The organism is Pelosinus fermentans JBW45, from assembly GCF_000271665.2.
In the GTDB taxonomy this organism is placed as follows: domain Bacteria; phylum Bacillota; class Negativicutes; order DSM-13327; family DSM-13327; genus Pelosinus; species Pelosinus baikalensis.
This window is the reverse complement of record NZ_CP010978.1, coordinates 295,510-311,356: the sequence shown is the minus strand read 5'-3', so window position 1 is coordinate 311,356 and position 15,847 is coordinate 295,510. Positions and strand designations below refer to the sequence as shown.

Annotated in this window: 14 protein-coding genes; 3 read left to right on the top strand and 11 right to left on the bottom strand. The window is 48.0% G+C overall.

Annotation, left to right across the window (positions count from 1 at the left end; all coding sequences use genetic code 11):
- Window positions 1-2: 2 nt before the first annotated feature.
- The gene (ftsH, locus tag JBW_RS01185) at window positions 3-1,571 is read right to left on the bottom strand and encodes an ATP-dependent zinc metalloprotease FtsH (RefSeq protein WP_007961221.1); all 1,569 of its coding nucleotides are present in this window, start codon (window positions 1,569-1,571) and stop codon (window positions 3-5) included.
- 250 nt (window positions 1,572-1,821) lie between these two features.
- Here ftsH and JBW_RS25915 point away from each other — a divergent pair, with 250 nt between their 5' ends.
- Window positions 1,822-1,953, top strand: a complete 132-nt coding sequence (locus tag JBW_RS25915) for a hypothetical protein (RefSeq protein ID WP_007961220.1) — start codon at window positions 1,822-1,824, stop codon at window positions 1,951-1,953.
- Between the two features lie 262 nt (window positions 1,954-2,215).
- Window positions 2,216-2,746 carry a hypothetical protein gene (locus JBW_RS01180; protein WP_007961219.1) on the top strand — a complete coding sequence of 177 codons (531 nt, stop codon included), beginning with the start codon at window positions 2,216-2,218 and terminating at the stop codon, window positions 2,744-2,746.
- A 151-nt stretch (window positions 2,747-2,897) separates the two neighbouring features.
- Here JBW_RS01180 and JBW_RS01175 read toward each other — a convergent pair whose 3' ends face one another.
- The 8 genes from JBW_RS01175 to JBW_RS01140 form a co-directional block, all read right to left on the bottom strand.
- The gene (locus JBW_RS01175; RefSeq protein WP_007961218.1) at window positions 2,898-4,127 is read right to left on the bottom strand and encodes a nitrogenase component 1; all 1,230 of its coding nucleotides are present in this window, start codon (window positions 4,125-4,127) and stop codon (window positions 2,898-2,900) included.
- Window positions 4,108-5,397, bottom strand: a complete 1,290-nt coding sequence (locus tag JBW_RS01170) for a nitrogenase component 1 (protein ID WP_235334109.1) — start codon at window positions 5,395-5,397, stop codon at window positions 4,108-4,110. The genes JBW_RS01175 and JBW_RS01170 overlap by 20 nt, the downstream gene beginning before the upstream one ends.
- A gap of 5 nt (window positions 5,398-5,402) precedes the next feature.
- Entirely contained in the window at window positions 5,403-6,158 is a 756-nt protein-coding gene (locus JBW_RS01165; protein ID WP_007961216.1) for an AAA family ATPase, read from the bottom strand.
- Complete coding sequence (locus tag JBW_RS01160) at window positions 6,155-6,988, bottom strand: ABC transporter ATP-binding protein (RefSeq protein ID WP_235334108.1); 834 nt, start codon at window positions 6,986-6,988, stop codon at window positions 6,155-6,157. Before JBW_RS01160 ends, JBW_RS01165 begins: the two co-directional genes overlap by 4 nt.
- Before the next feature lie 7 nt (window positions 6,989-6,995).
- Complete coding sequence (locus JBW_RS01155; RefSeq protein ID WP_007961213.1) at window positions 6,996-8,036, bottom strand: FecCD family ABC transporter permease; 1,041 nt, start codon at window positions 8,034-8,036, stop codon at window positions 6,996-6,998.
- On the bottom strand, window positions 8,036-9,073 hold the full coding sequence (locus JBW_RS01150) for a FecCD family ABC transporter permease (RefSeq protein ID WP_007961207.1): 1,038 nt from the start codon (window positions 9,071-9,073) through the stop codon (window positions 8,036-8,038). Before JBW_RS01150 ends, JBW_RS01155 begins: the two co-directional genes overlap by 1 nt.
- A 129-nt stretch (window positions 9,074-9,202) precedes the next feature.
- On the bottom strand, window positions 9,203-10,168 hold the full coding sequence (locus JBW_RS01145) for an ABC transporter substrate-binding protein (protein WP_007961205.1): 966 nt from the start codon (window positions 10,166-10,168) through the stop codon (window positions 9,203-9,205).
- A 27-nt stretch (window positions 10,169-10,195) separates the two neighbouring features.
- Window positions 10,196-12,463: a TonB-dependent receptor gene (locus JBW_RS01140; RefSeq protein ID WP_007961203.1), complete on the bottom strand. Its 2,268-nt coding sequence runs from the start codon at window positions 12,461-12,463 to the stop codon at window positions 10,196-10,198.
- Window positions 12,464-12,938: 475 nt separating this feature from the next.
- Here JBW_RS01140 and JBW_RS01130 point away from each other — a divergent pair, with 475 nt between their 5' ends.
- Window positions 12,939-13,769: an AraC family transcriptional regulator gene (locus JBW_RS01130; protein ID WP_007961202.1), complete on the top strand. Its 831-nt coding sequence runs from the start codon at window positions 12,939-12,941 to the stop codon at window positions 13,767-13,769.
- Between the two features lie 123 nt (window positions 13,770-13,892).
- Here the strand turns inward: JBW_RS01130 and JBW_RS01125 are convergent, their stop codons facing one another.
- Window positions 13,893-15,038 (bottom strand): aldo/keto reductase, encoded by a 1,146-nt coding sequence (locus JBW_RS01125; RefSeq protein ID WP_007961200.1) that lies wholly within the window; start codon window positions 15,036-15,038, stop codon window positions 13,893-13,895.
- Window positions 15,039-15,125: 87 nt separating this feature from the next.
- Window positions 15,126-15,698 carry a TetR/AcrR family transcriptional regulator gene (locus JBW_RS01120; protein WP_007961198.1) on the bottom strand — a complete coding sequence of 191 codons (573 nt, stop codon included), beginning with the start codon at window positions 15,696-15,698 and terminating at the stop codon, window positions 15,126-15,128.
- Window positions 15,699-15,847: the final 149 nt, after the last annotated feature.

The window sequence follows — 15,847 nt, the reverse complement described above, 5'->3', positions numbered from 1 at the left end:
ACCTATTCATTTTTTACATCAAGATCTGTCTCTTGTCTTCCTAGCAACTGACTCAATTCTTCGCCATCCAACTTCTCTCGTTCTAATAGAGCCGTTGCAATAAGTCGCAGCTTATCAAGATTGGATTTGATTATTTCTTCGGCTTTTTCATAAGCGTTCTCTAGTATCTGGTGTATTTCTTTATCTATGGTATAGTCCATTTCCTGGCTATTATTAAGACGGCGAGCAATATCACGGCCCAAAAAAACCTGTTCCTGAGATCGTGATAAAGCGACTGGTCCCAAGGTATCGCTCATACCGTATTCACAGACCATTTTACGTGCAAGTTCCGTGGCTTGTATTAGGTCATTATGCACTCCAGTGCTCGTTTCATTAAAAATCAGGCTTTCAGATGCTCGGCCGCCCATCAGAATTTTAATCTGATCGAAAATTTCCGATCTAGTAAAATAACAACGATCTTCCTTAGGCAAAGTAAGAGTATATCCACCAGCCTGACCGCGTGGAATAATCGACACCCTATGAATTGGATCAGCGTACCTTAGAAGCATTGCAACTAAAACATGGCCAGCCTCATGGTACGCGGTAAGTTTCTTATCTCTTGCATTCATAAAACGACCTTTACGCTCCGGTCCTGCCACTACCCGCTCCACTGCTTCCTCCATGTCATCCATTTCTATGCATGTTTTCCCCTGACGCACAGCAAGAATGGCAGCTTCATTCACTACATTGCTGAGATCAGCTCCTGTAAAACCAGGGGTACGGCGGGCTAGAACTTCAAGATCCATCTTATCGGCTAAGGGTTTACGTCTAGTATGCACTTTTAATATGTTAAGGCGCCCCCTAAGATCTGGTCGATCCACTACAATACGGCGGTCAAATCGTCCCGGTCGTAAAAGCGCCGGATCGAGAATATCCGTTCGATTAGTCGCCGCAACAACAAAGATACCTTTATTGGCATCGAATCCATCCATTTCTACCAGCAATTGATTAAGGGTTTGTTCTCGTTCATCATTTCCGCCACCTACACCAGCTCCACGCTGCCGTCCAACCGCATCAATCTCGTCAATGAAGATAATACATGGTGCCTTCTTCCTGCCTTCCTTAAATAGATCACGTACCCTGGAAGCACCAACACCAACATACATTTCTACGAATTCAGAACCGCTCATGCTCAAGAAAGGTACTCCTGCCTCACCTGCTAATGCTTTTGCCATTAGTGTTTTGCCGGTTCCGGGAGGCCCGTACAAAAGAACGCCTTTAGGAATTCGAGCACCCAAATCACTAAATTTTCTGGGATGCTTGATAAACTCTAGAATTTCCTTGAGTTCCAGCTTGGCTTCATCATTACCTTCCACATCTTTGAAGGTAATGATATTCGTATGCTTACGTAATTTAGCCTTTTTCTCACCATTGGGCATAGTTGGCAGTTTGCCATTTTCAATCTGTTTCATTATATAAAGCCAATCGCCAATTGAGAGCAGCATAGGCAGATTGGCTATGGACAACACTGGAGCACTAGCTTTTTGTACCAGTCGTTTAAATCTCTTAAAGCTAAATCTGGAGTGTATCACGTTAAGTCTCCTTTCTTTTATCATGTCATACTATTTTATGCACACCAACGAACCATGTTACAATCGATAGGGCGCACTTCACTTAGGGCACGCGGGCAGGTGTCCATCTTTCATCCCTGTGTCAAAAAAAATGAGGTCATTAAGGTGGACTTGATTTCTAGATCAATTGCCGGTAATCCTGTTCCTATGACATGCATTAATTGCATATCTCAGTAACCATGAGTAAATACTACGGTCAGGAGGTGATTCTATGACACAGCAGCAAGACAGTAACTTACAACAGCAAAGTATAAAAGATAAAAGTTCAAAAGAAAAAAACCAGGATATTAAGAATGCAGAATATATTGCTAAGAACGCCCAACCAAATCACCCAAACACCTAAAATCAAACTAGGAGTACCTTGCAATTTTATGTAAGGTACTCCTAGTTTGATTTTGACAAAGGGTGGATCTTGGATTTAATTCGTTCATTGGTATACAAATCAGAATCCTTGACGTCTACCTTCAGAAAATCGGCCGCAATTTCCAACGATTCTTCATAATGTTCATTACTATATTGCTGTAAAAGAATACCTACACGTACGTATAAAAGAATAGTTTCTAAAGCCTTGTTTATACTAAAGTTATAGCTTACGAAGGAGAGGAATGATTTTGAGAGACAAATTTACCAGAGGTTTCATTGCAGGGATTACGGGTGGATTAGTCGCGAATATGGCGAGTTTACTGTTTGGTTTTCTAGGTCTCACCACTCTTCGGTTTGCAGATTGGACTGCAATCATCATTTTGGGGAAGGTCCCACCATTTAGCACAGGAGAAATCTTGTTTGCACTAGCGGCAAATATCGGTTTTATGGGCATTCTCGGAATTGTTTTCATTTACCTTATTCCTTTAATCAAAAGTACAAATCTTCTGTTCAAGGGATGGATTTTTTCAACATTTATATGGTTTTTAATTTACTCTGTTACTTCCTTATTTAAAGTGGAGGGAACGATGCCCCTCCCCCTTACTACAGCATTGGAAAACGTTGCAACTACATCGATATACGGTTTAGTTCTGGCTCAAGTTTCGGAAAAAGAATTTGTAAAGAACATAGCTTCTGAACAAGCGGGAAATGTATTTAGACTAATAAAACCAGCTATGAAACCATTAAAGAAAAACGACGATGACCTGGAATAACACCTTTATCAAAGACAATATCTAAGAACGTTATCTTTAAAGACCCTATGGAGCAGATTTTCCAATTGTCTGCTTTATAGGGTCTTTAAAACTTTATATTTTCTTACTGTCCCAGACAAAAGAAATGAGCTGTCCAGTTTCCTTGGTGTTATCAATCCTCAATATTCTCATTAATCCATAAATTTACCAGATGAACAGCGCCGCGGAAGCCCGTAAAGGGCGGCTCATAGGGATGCAAGCGCCATTTTATGTCGGGATTGGAAATTTGCAGTTCTGCATTGCGGCCCGCCCATTCCAGCGCTTCGCCGCTGGCCATGAGATAGCCCTTCTTATGTTCCTGTACCGCTCGCGTCCATTCGTCTTCGGAAAAATAGGGAATGTCCTCGCTGGTCATATCGGGGCAGTCACACCAGCAGGTTCCCTTGGCAAGGGAAAGCTCGCCGCAACCAAAAGTAAGAATACCCCTGACCACATCGGCATGTCCGCCCAAAGACAATACAGCTTCCTCCGGGTGTGCTCTTATGATGTGCGAAAAGGACGGCATTACGGACGCAAGCTGCTGCCAGGAGATTTCCCGCTGCTCCTTGAGGAAAGCGGAATCAGGAGTCAAACCAGCTATTTGCGCAATTTGCTCAAGCCACCGGGTGGTTCCGTCAATGCCGTATGGCCGTCCCAAAAGATAGGGCGTGCCAAAGCGCTGTCGCAAGTGCTTCGCAGCAGGTTCGCCTTCGCGCCGTATGACAAGGTTGATATGTGCGCCGCCCATATTCTCAATTTCTGTAATCGATGTATCTGAGGTCATCACACACAGCGGCTTTATGCCAAATGTCCCCTCCATTATACGGACCAGCTCCATAGCATCCGCCTGAAAGCGGAACAGATCAGCGCAGGAGCCTATGATATTAAAGGTCGGCTCCTGCGTCCGTTTCACATCCGCCGGCAGCGTTTTGACAAGCAGCTGAAGGGCTTCCTGCACGCCGCGATGGTGAGTGATATTAAAACCGCCGTACCCGAATGGCAGCAGGCGAACGCCGGGATATTCCGGCTGCAATTCTGCGCAAAGAGCAGGAAGATCCGTCCCGATCACCTCGGGAATCGAGGAGGGCAAAAGAAAAATCACGCGAGGCTGATCGCGCTTTACCACATTGTCAATGGTATGATTAAGCCTCTCTGTGCCGCCAAGGGCGATATCCGTTTCGTCTATGTGGGTGGAGTAGAGCTTGCAGGCGTTATGTACACCAGCACGTTTGAGCGTTACACCGCTGTAGAGCATGTGTCCCATGCAGCCAAATTCCACAAGTGCAGCATCACGAATGGCAGCAAGTGTCCAAAGAATACCCATGCGTCCCGAAGGCAGCGGCTTAAATCGATGCAGACCCATGTGCAGTCCCTCCTTTCCCTGTTGCGTTCATTTCACTCAATACGTCTAAGATTCTTTTTAACAGGTGACTCGTCCGGGCATAGCCCACTTGTCCATAAAAATCAAATAAATCCGGTACGCAGGTAATGGTTTTGTTGGGTTCCGGCAAATAGCCAAAGCATAAATCCGGAGCTAGTTTTTTCAATATCGGCAAATCTGCTTGTGCATTCACCATCCGGCAAATCCACGGATTATGGCCCATGTCAATAAGCTCCTTGGCATAGCCCCTGTCCTCGGGATAATATTCCTCCAAATGCAAAAGCAGCGGCTCCATGCCAAGCCCGGTAAGATAGACGGCCAGCGGAAGGGGTATGTCAATTCTAGGACAGAATACATACCGAAGCCCACCCAGCCTTTCCTTTGCCTGACTCTGCAAAGAAAGGGCTTCCTGCCGTTCCTTTTTAAATGTATTGTCCCAGGAAAAGCCGAAGTATTCCGCAAGAGCCGTATAGGCCTTGTCGATGCTCTCTACATCATATAGAGTGTGCAGGGCGATATAGGGCACGCCATATTCCTGCTCCATCCTGGCGGCCAGCGCCTGCATAAAGGGAGAAACCACCAAATTCAGGGCGGCGTCCGGAGCGCTTTGGAGATCGTCCAGGGAAGAGCCCGGCGCCAGATAGCGCAGGGCAAGGCCTCGCCGCGTGAGCGTGGGCAGCAGGGACGGCATGGGAATATGTTCTTCCTCCGGAGCGCGCCCCAGCACGTTAACGCGATTGGAAGCTGTTGCTTTCCCGTCCATCAGCGTGCCCAGCGCCTCCATTGTTTTCCACGAACCGGGAGGATAACTGATGTTTTTAAACTGGCCCAGCATTACAAAGGTAACGCGTGTGGACAATTCCGGCTGCACTTCATTGATAATTGCCTGGATGTCCTCCCCAATCAGCTCCGGCACGCAGGTGACAATCATTAGAATTGCCTTTGCTCCGGCTTTGTCCATCTTTCGGAGGGCATCAATCAGCCCATCCCGGCAGCCAAACACCACCTCGTGAGCGTCCAGCACATACAGCCAATGCAGCTCGCCATGCCGGCCTTCCGGCTTGGGGTTGAACAGCCGCGAGTAGGTAGTGCACTCTGGCATTCCAACCAGCAGGGAAGACAAATCTTTGATTTTTTCTACGTTCACGGACGCGATGCGCATAGGACAATGGTTGCCGGGAGAAACCGCGGGCGTCAGGAATTTTATGCCGTTGTTGGATTTCACTGCCGACAGGCGCTTTACGTGTTTCAACTCGTTTATGGTGCTTCCCCTCCTTCCAGCAGCAGCCTGGCAAGTGCCTTGTAATGGACCGCCATAGTGCAATCCGGGAAAGCCTCCACCACGGTTTTTCCCTGGGCTTCGGCCTGCTGAACAAAAGGATCACGGGGCAGGCGGTAAATAACCTGCGCTTCCATCTCCGCCGCGGCCTTGTCCACCAGCTCATTTTCTCCCTCAATGTTCTTAGCGTTGAGGATCAGCCCCCGCAGGGAGGCGTAGCCGCGCTTGCCAAAACTCTTGACCGCGTGGGCAATATTTGCTGCTGCATAGAGGGCCATCATCTCACCCGAGGTGACAATGCACACCTCATCAGCATATCCGCCCCGGATAGGCATGGCAAAGCCGCCGCAGACCACGTCGCCCAGCACGTCGTAAAGCACCACGTCCGGTTTGTAAATTTCGTAGGCATCCAGCTCCTCCAGCTTTTCAAAAGCCGTGATGATGCCGCGCCCAGCGCAGCCCACCCCGGGAACCGGGCCGCCGGATTCCACACACAGCACGCCTGTGCTGCTTTTTACCACGAGGTCGTCAAGCTCTGCGTCGCCCTTTTTCCGCAGGGTATCCAGCACTGTGGGAATGTTTTTCCCGCCGGTCAGAGTGCGGCTGGAATCGGCCTTAGGGTCGCAGCCGATTTGCAGTACGATCAGTCCCAGTGCTGCCATGGCTGCGGATACGTTGGATACGGTAGTCGATTTTCCGATGCCGCCCTTGCCGTAGATTGCAATTTTTTTCATTTGGCACCTTCTTTCATGTAGGGTCTAGGTTCATTCTCCTTAATGAGGTCATAGGAAATGCAGGTGGGCCTGCCCGTGCGGGGTTCGGTTACGATCTTTGCGTCGATGCGAAACGTTTCCCGCAGCACTTTAGTGGTCATTATTTCTTCCGGCACACCGTGGCAGATAATGTTCCCGCAGCGGATCGCCACCATGTAGTCGGCAAAGCGGGCGGCAAGGTTTAAGTCGTGGAGCACCATCACTATGGTGCGGCCCTGCTCCCGGTTCAGACGGTAGAGCAGTTCCAATACTTCCAGCTGATAGGACAAATCGAGATAGGTGGTCGGCTCATCCAGCAGAATCAAATCGGTTTGCTGTGCAAGAGCCATAGCGATCCAGACCCGCTGACGCTGCCCGCCGGAAAGGTTGTCTACCGTTGTGGTTTCCAACTCGGTGAGCTTTGTAACCTCCAGCGCCCAGGCGATGATTTTGTTATCCTCGGGCTTTAATTTATCCAAGCCCCGCTGATAGGGAAAGCGGCCGTAGGCCACCAGTTCGCCCACCGTCAAACCGGCTGGAGCCTGAGGAGACTGGGGCAGGATTGCCATTTTCTGAGCAACTTCCTTAGTCGTTAAGCGCCGGATATCGTCCCCATTTAGGTACACCATGCCGTTTTTCGGTTTCAGGATGCGCCCCACGGTCTTTAACACCGTAGACTTGCCGCAGCCGTTTGGACCAATGATGGCCGTAATTTTCCCCTGGGGGATCTGCATATTCAAACCGTTTACTACAAGGTTATCCTCATAGACGACGGCTAAATTCTCTGTTGCAATGCTGTTCAGATTCATCATCCTTTCGTTAGTATCTGCTTTTTGCCAAAAGATAGAGGAAGTAGGGCGCACCGATGATCGCCACCATAATACCGGTAGGAATTCCCGCGGGCTGAGCCACCATCCGTGCGATGGTATCTGCCGCCGAAACCAATACTGCTCCCGCAAGTGCACAGATGGGCAACAGAATCCGATGCCTCGGTCCTACAAGCCGCCGCGCCAGATGAGGCGCGATCAACCCCACAAAGCTGATGCTGCCGCTGACCGCCACGCAGGAGGCTGCTAGCGCGACGGAGGCAGCAAGCAGCCTGCGCCGTTCCCGCTCTACGGTCGCGCCCAGGCTGTGAGCTACGTCATCCCCCAGATTCAGCACATCCAGCACGCGGGATTTAGACAGTACATAGGGGATTAAGAGCAGCAGCCACGGCAGCAGGGCCAGCACGAATTTCCAATTGCTTGCCCAGATGCTCCCTGCCTGCCACGTCGCCACAAAGTCAAACTGGGTGTCAGCCAGCTTGACCACCAGCACGGTTGTCAAAGAAGAAAGCCCCGCCTGCACTGCCACACCGGTTAAAATCAGGCGTAGGGGCGCGATGCCTTTTCCTTTTTTGAAGGCCAGCACATAGATGATACCCGCCGTTATGCCCGCGCCAAATAGTGCCAGAAATGGCAGAGTGAATACCGATAGGAAAGAATGCGCCCCGAAGAACAGCACATATAAGATGACCATCAGTCCTGCGCCCGCGTTAATACCGAGCAGGCCTGGGTCAGCCAGCGCATTTTTGGTGACGCCCTGTATGATGCAGCCAGATAGTGCGAGACCTGCCCCCACTAGAATGGAAACCACAATACGGGGCAGCCGGAAATCGAATAAAATGAGATTTTCCCTGGCCGTACCGCCGCCGAACAAAGTGCGCAGCGTATCTGACGGAGGCAGTTTCGTGTATCCGGTGTTCATGCTGATGATAAAGGAAAGTAGGAGCAGCGCCGCGCAGCCGACGACAATGGCCGTGTTGCGAAAAGCAATTTTTCTTTTATAGGTTTCATTTTTTTGCAGTTGGTTCATCATCACAGTGCCATCCTTTGCTTATGGACAAGATACAAAAAGAAGGGAACGCCGACAAGCCCAATCAGTGCGCCGATGGGGGTTTCAAAAGGCGGGTTGAGCGTTCGCGCGCCCAAATCGGCCAGCACCATGAGCAGCGCACCCAACACCGCTGAGGAAGGGATAACCCAGCGGTAATCCACGCCTACAAAATACCGTGCCAGATGGGGGATGATAAGGCCCACAAACCCCACAGCGCCCACAACGGAAACGGAAGCGCCCGCCAGTATCAGCACGATCAGGAAGCACAATACACTGCCCATCGTCGTATTCAGCCCCAATCCCTTGGCTACATCCTCGCCAAGGCTCAGCAGAGAGACAGAACGGGCAAGGGCGATGGCTCCCAAGAGCGCGCCAAGTATCCACGGCGCCATAATCCTAATTTGCTCCCAGTTGGAACCGGCCACGCCGCCTGCCGTCCAGAACATCATATCCTGGGCCACGCCGAAGTATAGGGCGACGCCCTGGCTGAGCGCTGCCAGCAGCGCGCTGACAGCGGCACCTGCTAATACCAGCCGTATGGGGGTAGCGCCCCCGCGTCGCAGGGAAGCGATACCTCCCACCAGCGCCGCGCCAAATGCCGCGCCCAAAAAGGAAAAAAGAATGATCTGCATATATACCAGATCCGGAAAGAAGGCAAAGCAAATGGACAAGGCAAAACCCGCCCCGGCGTTCAGACCCATCAGCCCGGAATCCGCCATGGGATTTCTGGTCACGCCCTGCATAATGGCTCCCGCTACGGCGAAAGCAGCACCAACTAAGGCGCTTGCAATGACGCGTGGCAGGCGGAGGTCAACGATAATTAAATGCTGGGTATTCTTCTCGTCAAAGCGAAACAGGGCGTCCCATACCGAGGACAGCGGAATTTCCGCCGCACCCTTGGTGATGGAAAACGCCATGAGCAAAGCCAGCAGCCCGGCCCCCGCTATGATAATGAACCAAGCTGTCCACGCGTGACTTTTTTTTCTGATTTGAATCTGCGGTTTGTTTGACTGATTCATTCTGGTGGTTCCTCCCTTCTGCTACGCCCCGGCCTGTGTCTGGTATCGCTCCAGCATATCCACCGCCGTCGTACAAAATCCAGAAAAACAAACCCTTATAGGAATGGTAATACCGTGTTTTTTTCATTATTACTCTGAAAATATCTGCATCAGTTTGTCAGCCGTAATCCGCATGGCAAGAGGTCCAAATGTATTGAGGGAGTCATCAAAATAGAGTACCTGTCCATTTTTTACTGCGCCTAATGACTGCCATACAGAAGAAGCTTCCTGCGCTTTCACAAATGTTTGTGCATTTTGAACAGAGTCCTGAAAAACGATATAGTCCGGCTTCATCTCAGCGACAGCCTCTAAGGATAAGGTTTGATAATGATCCGGATAACCAGCTGACTTAGCAATTCCAAAAGTTTCGTAATACTCCTTAGTACCACGTGAAATGAATGATTTTCCATCCGTGCGGAAAAGGGCAATGGTTTTGCCCTTATGTTTACTCAAGTTATCCTTTGCGGAAGAAATGATTGTCTCCGTTTCTTTGATGAAGTCTTGGGCAAAGGCTTCTTTCCCGACAATTTCAGCGCAGGCTAATGTCTGGTCCTGCCAAGAGGCGCTGAAATCCACTTGAATTACAGGAGCAATCTGCACCAGTTGGTCGTACATTTCTGCTACATGACCTTGCCCTTTGAATGTAACAATGACATCCGGTTTTGCTGCTAAAATTGCTTCTAAATTCAAATCCCGGGCACTGCCTAAATCCATAATATCGGCTGTTCCCGCATAGGGTTTAAGGGTTTCCCATTCTTCCAAAGCCTTCATCGCATTCCCCGTCGAAGCCCCCATAGACGCAATAGGAGGCGTTCCCAGGGCAAAGAAGTATTCCAAATATAAGGAGTGAAGAATCGCTATCCTTTGCGGTTGTTTTGCTAAAACAACCTTATTCCCTGCTGCGTCTGTAATTGTCCTCGGCCACGCGGCTTTTTGGGCATCATTGCCGCTTACTGACTGCAGCGTGCTCACAGCAGTCCCAGAGGTTCCGGCGCAGCCAGTCAGCAGCCCTGTCAAGAGCACGAGTGAGACTATGAGTCCCATTAGTCTTTTCATTCTAACTCCTCCAATAGGGATTATGTTTTAGAAATGCATGGTCGCAGACAGCTTAACGGTGCGGGGACCGCCTAATGTGGCGAAGCCTTCCATGCTGAAAGCACCTGCCCAGTAATTCTTGTCAAACAGATTGTCCACACTGAGCCGATAGGTGACCGGAATGTTATTGATCTCGGTTTTGTAACGCGCGCCGATGTCATAGCGCACCCAACTGGGTAGTTTAATGGTATTAGCATTGTCAATATACTGAGAATCGGTATATACCGCCCGCAGCGACAGCGTCAGGTCCTTATTCCACGGCGTGTCCCACTCGACACCGGCATTCATCGTCCATTTAGGTATGCCAAAGGGGGTGTTGCCTTTCGTTGCGGACACAGTTGCATTGTTTATTTCAGCCCTTAGATAGCTAATACCGCCCAAAAGACGTAGGTTTTCGCCTATTTCGCCAAAAGTGCTCCATTCAACGCCGCGGCTTTCCTGTTCGCCGTCATAGGTCTGGGTTTTTTCATTTAGGCTATTTGTAACAACCATTGTGTTAGGTCGGTTAATTTGAAACAAAGACAGCGTATTGGCGAATTTGCCTCTGTCCCATTTGAGGCCGATTTCTTTTTGTTTGCTGGTATACGGCGCCATTAACTGACCAGAGTTCGTATAGCCCAAGGTGGCTCCAACCTCAGCCCCGGGGGAAAGCGCTTCGATGTAATTACCATAGAGCGCAACTGAATTGCCCCATGGTTTGACTACAAAGCCGACCAGCGGCAGCGTTTCATCCGCATCATGTTGTGCGGTCTGGGTACCAGTTGTGGCGTTAAAACTTTTCGTGTCTACACTGTGCCGGCTCACCCCTAACGTTAACTGCACTTTTTCCTCATTGAAGGAAAGCGTGTCAGCCAGAAGATAACTGGACAGATTAGTGGTAGCTGTCTTTTTGCCCTTGCCCTTCCAGGCCACACTATTAAAATAGTTGGCGAATGAGAACGAATCATCATAAATACTGATGGGAAAACCGCTCATGTAAGGAGTAATGACATAGCGGTTGAATGTGCTGGAATACTCATTATCGAGAAAACTGGAGCTTAAGACCAATTGATGCTTGACCGAACCGGTCTGGTAAGCGCCTCGCAGTCCCAGTTCGGCTGAAGTGGCGTCGTTCCAAAAGTTTTGTTTAAAGAGATTGCGGGGATAGGCTGTTCCGTCGGCTTGGACAAGCAAAATATGATTGCCATTGATGAAGCCGGTGGCCCTGGAGGCGGCTTTGCCGAAGTTGGCGTAGGCGGTTAGGTTGTCCTTAAGATCATATTCGCCTTTAAACAGAATCCCGTTATTCCGGGCCGCGCCCGAGGTGCCTTTAAACAGATTGGTTGAACCGTGAGGCGCTTTAATATTATTGCTTTGCAGCTGATACATGGAGATGAGGCCGTTTTCGTAATTCTCCTGGGAGCCGTAAGCATCCAGAGACAGTCGCCAGCGGTCGTGGCGGTAATCCACGCCCAGGGCGCCGAGCAGTCGTTCCTTCGACTGACCGTCAGTTTCGGTATCACCATCCGCGTACAGACCGTTGAAACGAATGCCCCATTCTTTGTTTTTTCCGAAGCGCCGGCCAATGTCGAGATGTCCTCCAAAGTGGGACGAAGAGGTATAACTTGTCGTAAAGTTGGTGACGTCCTCTTCGCCAGCGCGTTTGGGCACTAGGTTGATGGAGCCGCCCACCGAAGCATTCACGCCGCCGTAGAGAAGGGAACCGGGCCCTTTGAGAACTTCCACCCGTTCGAGAAATTCAACAGGAACACGATAGTTCGGCGCCATGCCCTGCATGCCGTTAAAATAAAGATGCTCAGGAGCGACGTCCAGGCCGCGGATTTTGTAGTATTCACTGACCTGTCCGGTCGGGGTGGTGAAGCGGACGGACGGATCGTTGATGAGTACATCGTACAGCGTATTGGCCTGCTGATCTTCCATGGTCTGGGACGTATAACTGGTGACATTAAAAGGCGCATCCATAAAATCTTTGTTGCCCAGTACGCCGAGATTGGCGCCGCGAGCCACCTGTCCACCAGCGTAGACCGGGGGCAACGTTTCACGGCTGGCAGTCACTTCAACTCCTTCCAGGATGAATTCCCCCTGACCGGCAGTCGCTTTAGCGGAAGAGATCGGTTGAGTATCGGTCTGGTTGATAGTAGTAACTATTTCTGCCGTATCCTCGGCATAGACAATTGCCGACGTATTCCAAAGCAGGCTGCTGCCGACCAGGGCGTAAAGCAGACGGTTTCTGGCAGGGAACAATTTTTTCTTCATTGGTGTCAACTCCTTTACTGGTGGAAATGCATTGTCACATAGCTGCTTTCAGCCACAAAACCGTTAAGTCATTGAGCTTCAAAGCCCTAGGCAAAACTAGTACTTATAGAATACCAAGTAAAAAAGTTGGAGTAAATGGACATAGTTCCAAAGAAAAAGTAGCGGAAATGAACATCATTCCAAGTAAAAAAGGTTGAATAAATGGACAGAATTCCAAAACATCCTATTTTTATTCCAGAGAATACGAAGGATTTTCCCTTGAATATCATGGCAGAGCAGTTTGGTGAAAGGTTTGACATCCAATAGTAAAATTATTATAATAATGATAATCAATATCACTATTATAATGCAACTTATATTTATAATAAAGCAATATCTGTTATTTTATCGCCTATGACAATGATTTATAAGCGCATGAAGCTGGGAAGCTTTCTGCATTATTGAGCAGGACCACAGGTAAGCAGGGAGGCCAAAAATGCACGTGGATATCAATCAGCTGGCGGGAAACTTTTCCCGAATCGAATTCCAAATCATTGATGTGATCAGAGCGAACGTGCCGCCGGGGAAAAAATGTTTTGGTGTCTTCACTCCGCCGTTCTCGGGTCTGATTTTCCCCATAAAAGGACGGGCGAGGATGTCTTTTGACGGTGTGCCTTACGAAATGGAACCGGGGAAAATTTTTCACGGTGGTCCCAATATCGCTCTGGACAAAGAAGTTGTGGGGTGCACTGAGTGGGATTATATGATCATCCATTATCAAGTTGACGACAATGCCAAAATCGAGTTTCCCCAGGCATTTTCCCATTATCAGATTAATTCGGGTTACAGCACCCGCATCAACGATTTGCTGCACCGCCTGTATAACGTCTGCATAACGCCGGGCAATTTGTCCGCCCTGCAGGCCAAATTGCTGTTTTTCAGCATTTTGGATGAAAGTTTGACCTGCGCTGACAGTCGTCACAGCGAATGGGGCCGGGAACTGGTGGAGCAGGCTGTAGAATATATGAAGACTCACTACATGGAACCGCTTACAGTAGCCAAATTGGCTGGCCAGTATGGCTTAAACAGCAAACAGTTCTCCTATCTGTTTCAAAAGCATACCGGTATGGCACCCCTTGAATATTTGATTGAGCACCGGTTGCGGCGCGCCCGGGAACTATTGTGCACCACAGCTCGCTCAATATCGGAAATTTCCTCTTGCATAGGTTACTCTGACCCCTATTATTTCAGTAAGTTATTTAAAAAGCGTACAGGCTTTTGCCCCACTTCACTGCGCGGAAATTTCGTCTCGCGTAAGGTACTCTGATCCCCTGTTATTGCAATCAATTACTTAACTTTCCCCACTAGTAAGCTACAATAGCTGTTTCAGTATTTCTAGAGGATCGCCGTCTATTCATAATGAATAGACGGCGATCCTCTAGAAGTACTTTTATTCAAATAATTCTTTAACGTTCTTTAATTCTGTACGGATTGGAATCCCTTGGGGACAATGGCTTTCACATTTACCGCATTCTACACATTTGGATGCGGGAGCTGTAAGGCTCGAGCGAAGCTCATAGGTTTTCTTTGCCGCAGGAGTAGCATCAAAAACCCAATGATCATTATAGGAGGAAAAGCATCCAGGAATATTGATACCTGCAGGACAAGGCATGCAGTACGCACAACCTGTACAGTTCACCTTGATTCTTTCTTCGAAGAGATTCTTTACTTTATCGATGATTTCCAATTCTTTTGTTGTCAGTGAATTGGCCTCTGCTTCTTGGGCTACTTTGATATTTTCTGTAACATGATCCATAGTCGTCATACCACTTAAAACAACAGATACTTCCGGATGGTTCCATACCCATCGTAAGCCCCATTCCGCCGGTGTTCTTTTCACATCTGCTTTATCAATGATCTCTATCGCTTCTTTGGGGAGATTTACAATATTACCGCCTCTTAGCGGTTCCATAATAACAATTCCTAAACCTTTTTTCGCTGCATATTCTAAGCCTTCTCTGCCAGCCTGGTATTTCTCATCTAAATAATTATACTGAATCTGGCAGAATGACCAATCATAATAATCCACGATCTCTTTGAACAGCCCGATCTGATCATGGAAAGAAAATCCTGCATACTTGATTCTTCCATCTTTGATCGCTTGCTCTAAAAACTCGCTAATGCCAGCTTCTTTTAATACAGGCCAAACATTTTCATTCAGTGAATGTACTAAATAGAAATCAATTGAATCTGTCTCAAGGCGTTCCAATTGTTCATTTAAGTACTTATCCATATCATCTCTTGTTTTAATTAACCAGCTAGGAAGCTTCGTGGCTAACTTGACCTTCTGTCTGTAGCCATCCTTTAAGACTCTGCCAACAAAAAGCTCACTGGCACCACCACGAGTAAAACCAGTACCATGATAAGGATAAGCAGTATCGATATAATTTACACCTGCATCAATAGCATGCCTTATCATGTCTGTTGCTTTCTCTTCATCAATATTCGTTGGATCGGCACCAATAATAGGAAGCCTCATACAGCCAAACCCTAAAGAGGAAACCATTTCCTTCGTTTTACCAAATTTTCTGTACAACAAGATAATTCCTCCCTTATTTTTCGAATACTCATTTAAAACTAGAATTATATTGAAGATCACGTGCAAAATTGGATTCGTTTTTCATTACCGCTTGATTGCGTCCCATATTGCATCCACTCCTGCATCGATGGTTGCTCCATCTAGCTTAACCTTACCAAACAACTTAAGTTTAACAAGAGAGATCGTCGATCCATAAGCGAGAGTGCTTAGCATTTCCATTGGAAGTTCTTTCAGTAAATTTTCGTCTTTGGCACGTTCAAACAAATGATTGACTGGTGCAAACATGCGTAAGCCTTCTTCGCGGGTGGCAGCAGTAATAAGGGGAGAATTTGCATACTGCTCCATAAAAAGCAATTCTGCGGGATTTTCAATAAAATAATCAACAATATTACGTAATAGCACTAAAAAACTTGCGTGAACATCCCGGCTCACTGAATAATTTCGCAGGGTATGCTGGGCAAGACGAGTCTTGACATCAATATACAAATCGTTGATCAAGTCTTCTTTGCTGGAAAAGTAACGGTAAATGGTACCTACTCCAATATTTGCTCTTTGAGCAATTTGTGACATCGGGGAACCTTGAAACCCTTGCTCAGATATTAATCCAAGTGCGGCTTGCAGCACAGCTGCTTTTTTATTTTGTACTTTTTCTTTCATTGTATTCTCCAAAAATAAAGTTCAATATTTTAGGAATGAATGTTCATTCCGTTTTGTATACTCATTTTACTAAAGAAGATTTTTCCTGTCAAGTCATGCAGTAACTCAACTACATTTTTAACCCCATTAACGGTATTTAATAAAATAGG

Coding starts and splice junctions, on each gene's coding strand:
- JBW_RS25915 (WP_007961220.1), top strand. CDS start 1,822: ATGACACAGCAGCAAGACAGTAACTTACAACAGCAAAGTATAAAAGAT.
- JBW_RS01180 (WP_007961219.1), top strand. CDS start 2,216: ATGATTTTGAGAGACAAATTTACCAGAGGTTTCATTGCAGGGATTACG.
- JBW_RS01175 (WP_007961218.1), bottom strand. CDS start 4,127: ATGGGTCTGCATCGATTTAAGCCGCTGCCTTCGGGACGCATGGGTATT.
- JBW_RS01165 (WP_007961216.1), bottom strand. CDS start 6,158: ATGAAAAAAATTGCAATCTACGGCAAGGGCGGCATCGGAAAATCGACT.
- JBW_RS01160 (WP_235334108.1), bottom strand. CDS start 6,988: ATGATGAATCTGAACAGCATTGCAACAGAGAATTTAGCCGTCGTCTAT.
- JBW_RS01155 (WP_007961213.1), bottom strand. CDS start 8,036: ATGATGAACCAACTGCAAAAAAATGAAACCTATAAAAGAAAAATTGCT.
- JBW_RS01150 (WP_007961207.1), bottom strand. CDS start 9,073: ATGAATCAGTCAAACAAACCGCAGATTCAAATCAGAAAAAAAAGTCAC.
- JBW_RS01145 (WP_007961205.1), bottom strand. CDS start 10,168: ATGAAAAGACTAATGGGACTCATAGTCTCACTCGTGCTCTTGACAGGG.
- JBW_RS01140 (WP_007961203.1), bottom strand. CDS start 12,463: ATGAAGAAAAAATTGTTCCCTGCCAGAAACCGTCTGCTTTACGCCCTG.
- JBW_RS01130 (WP_007961202.1), top strand. CDS start 12,939: ATGCACGTGGATATCAATCAGCTGGCGGGAAACTTTTCCCGAATCGAA.
- JBW_RS01120 (WP_007961198.1), bottom strand. CDS start 15,698: ATGAAAGAAAAAGTACAAAATAAAAAAGCAGCTGTGCTGCAAGCCGCA.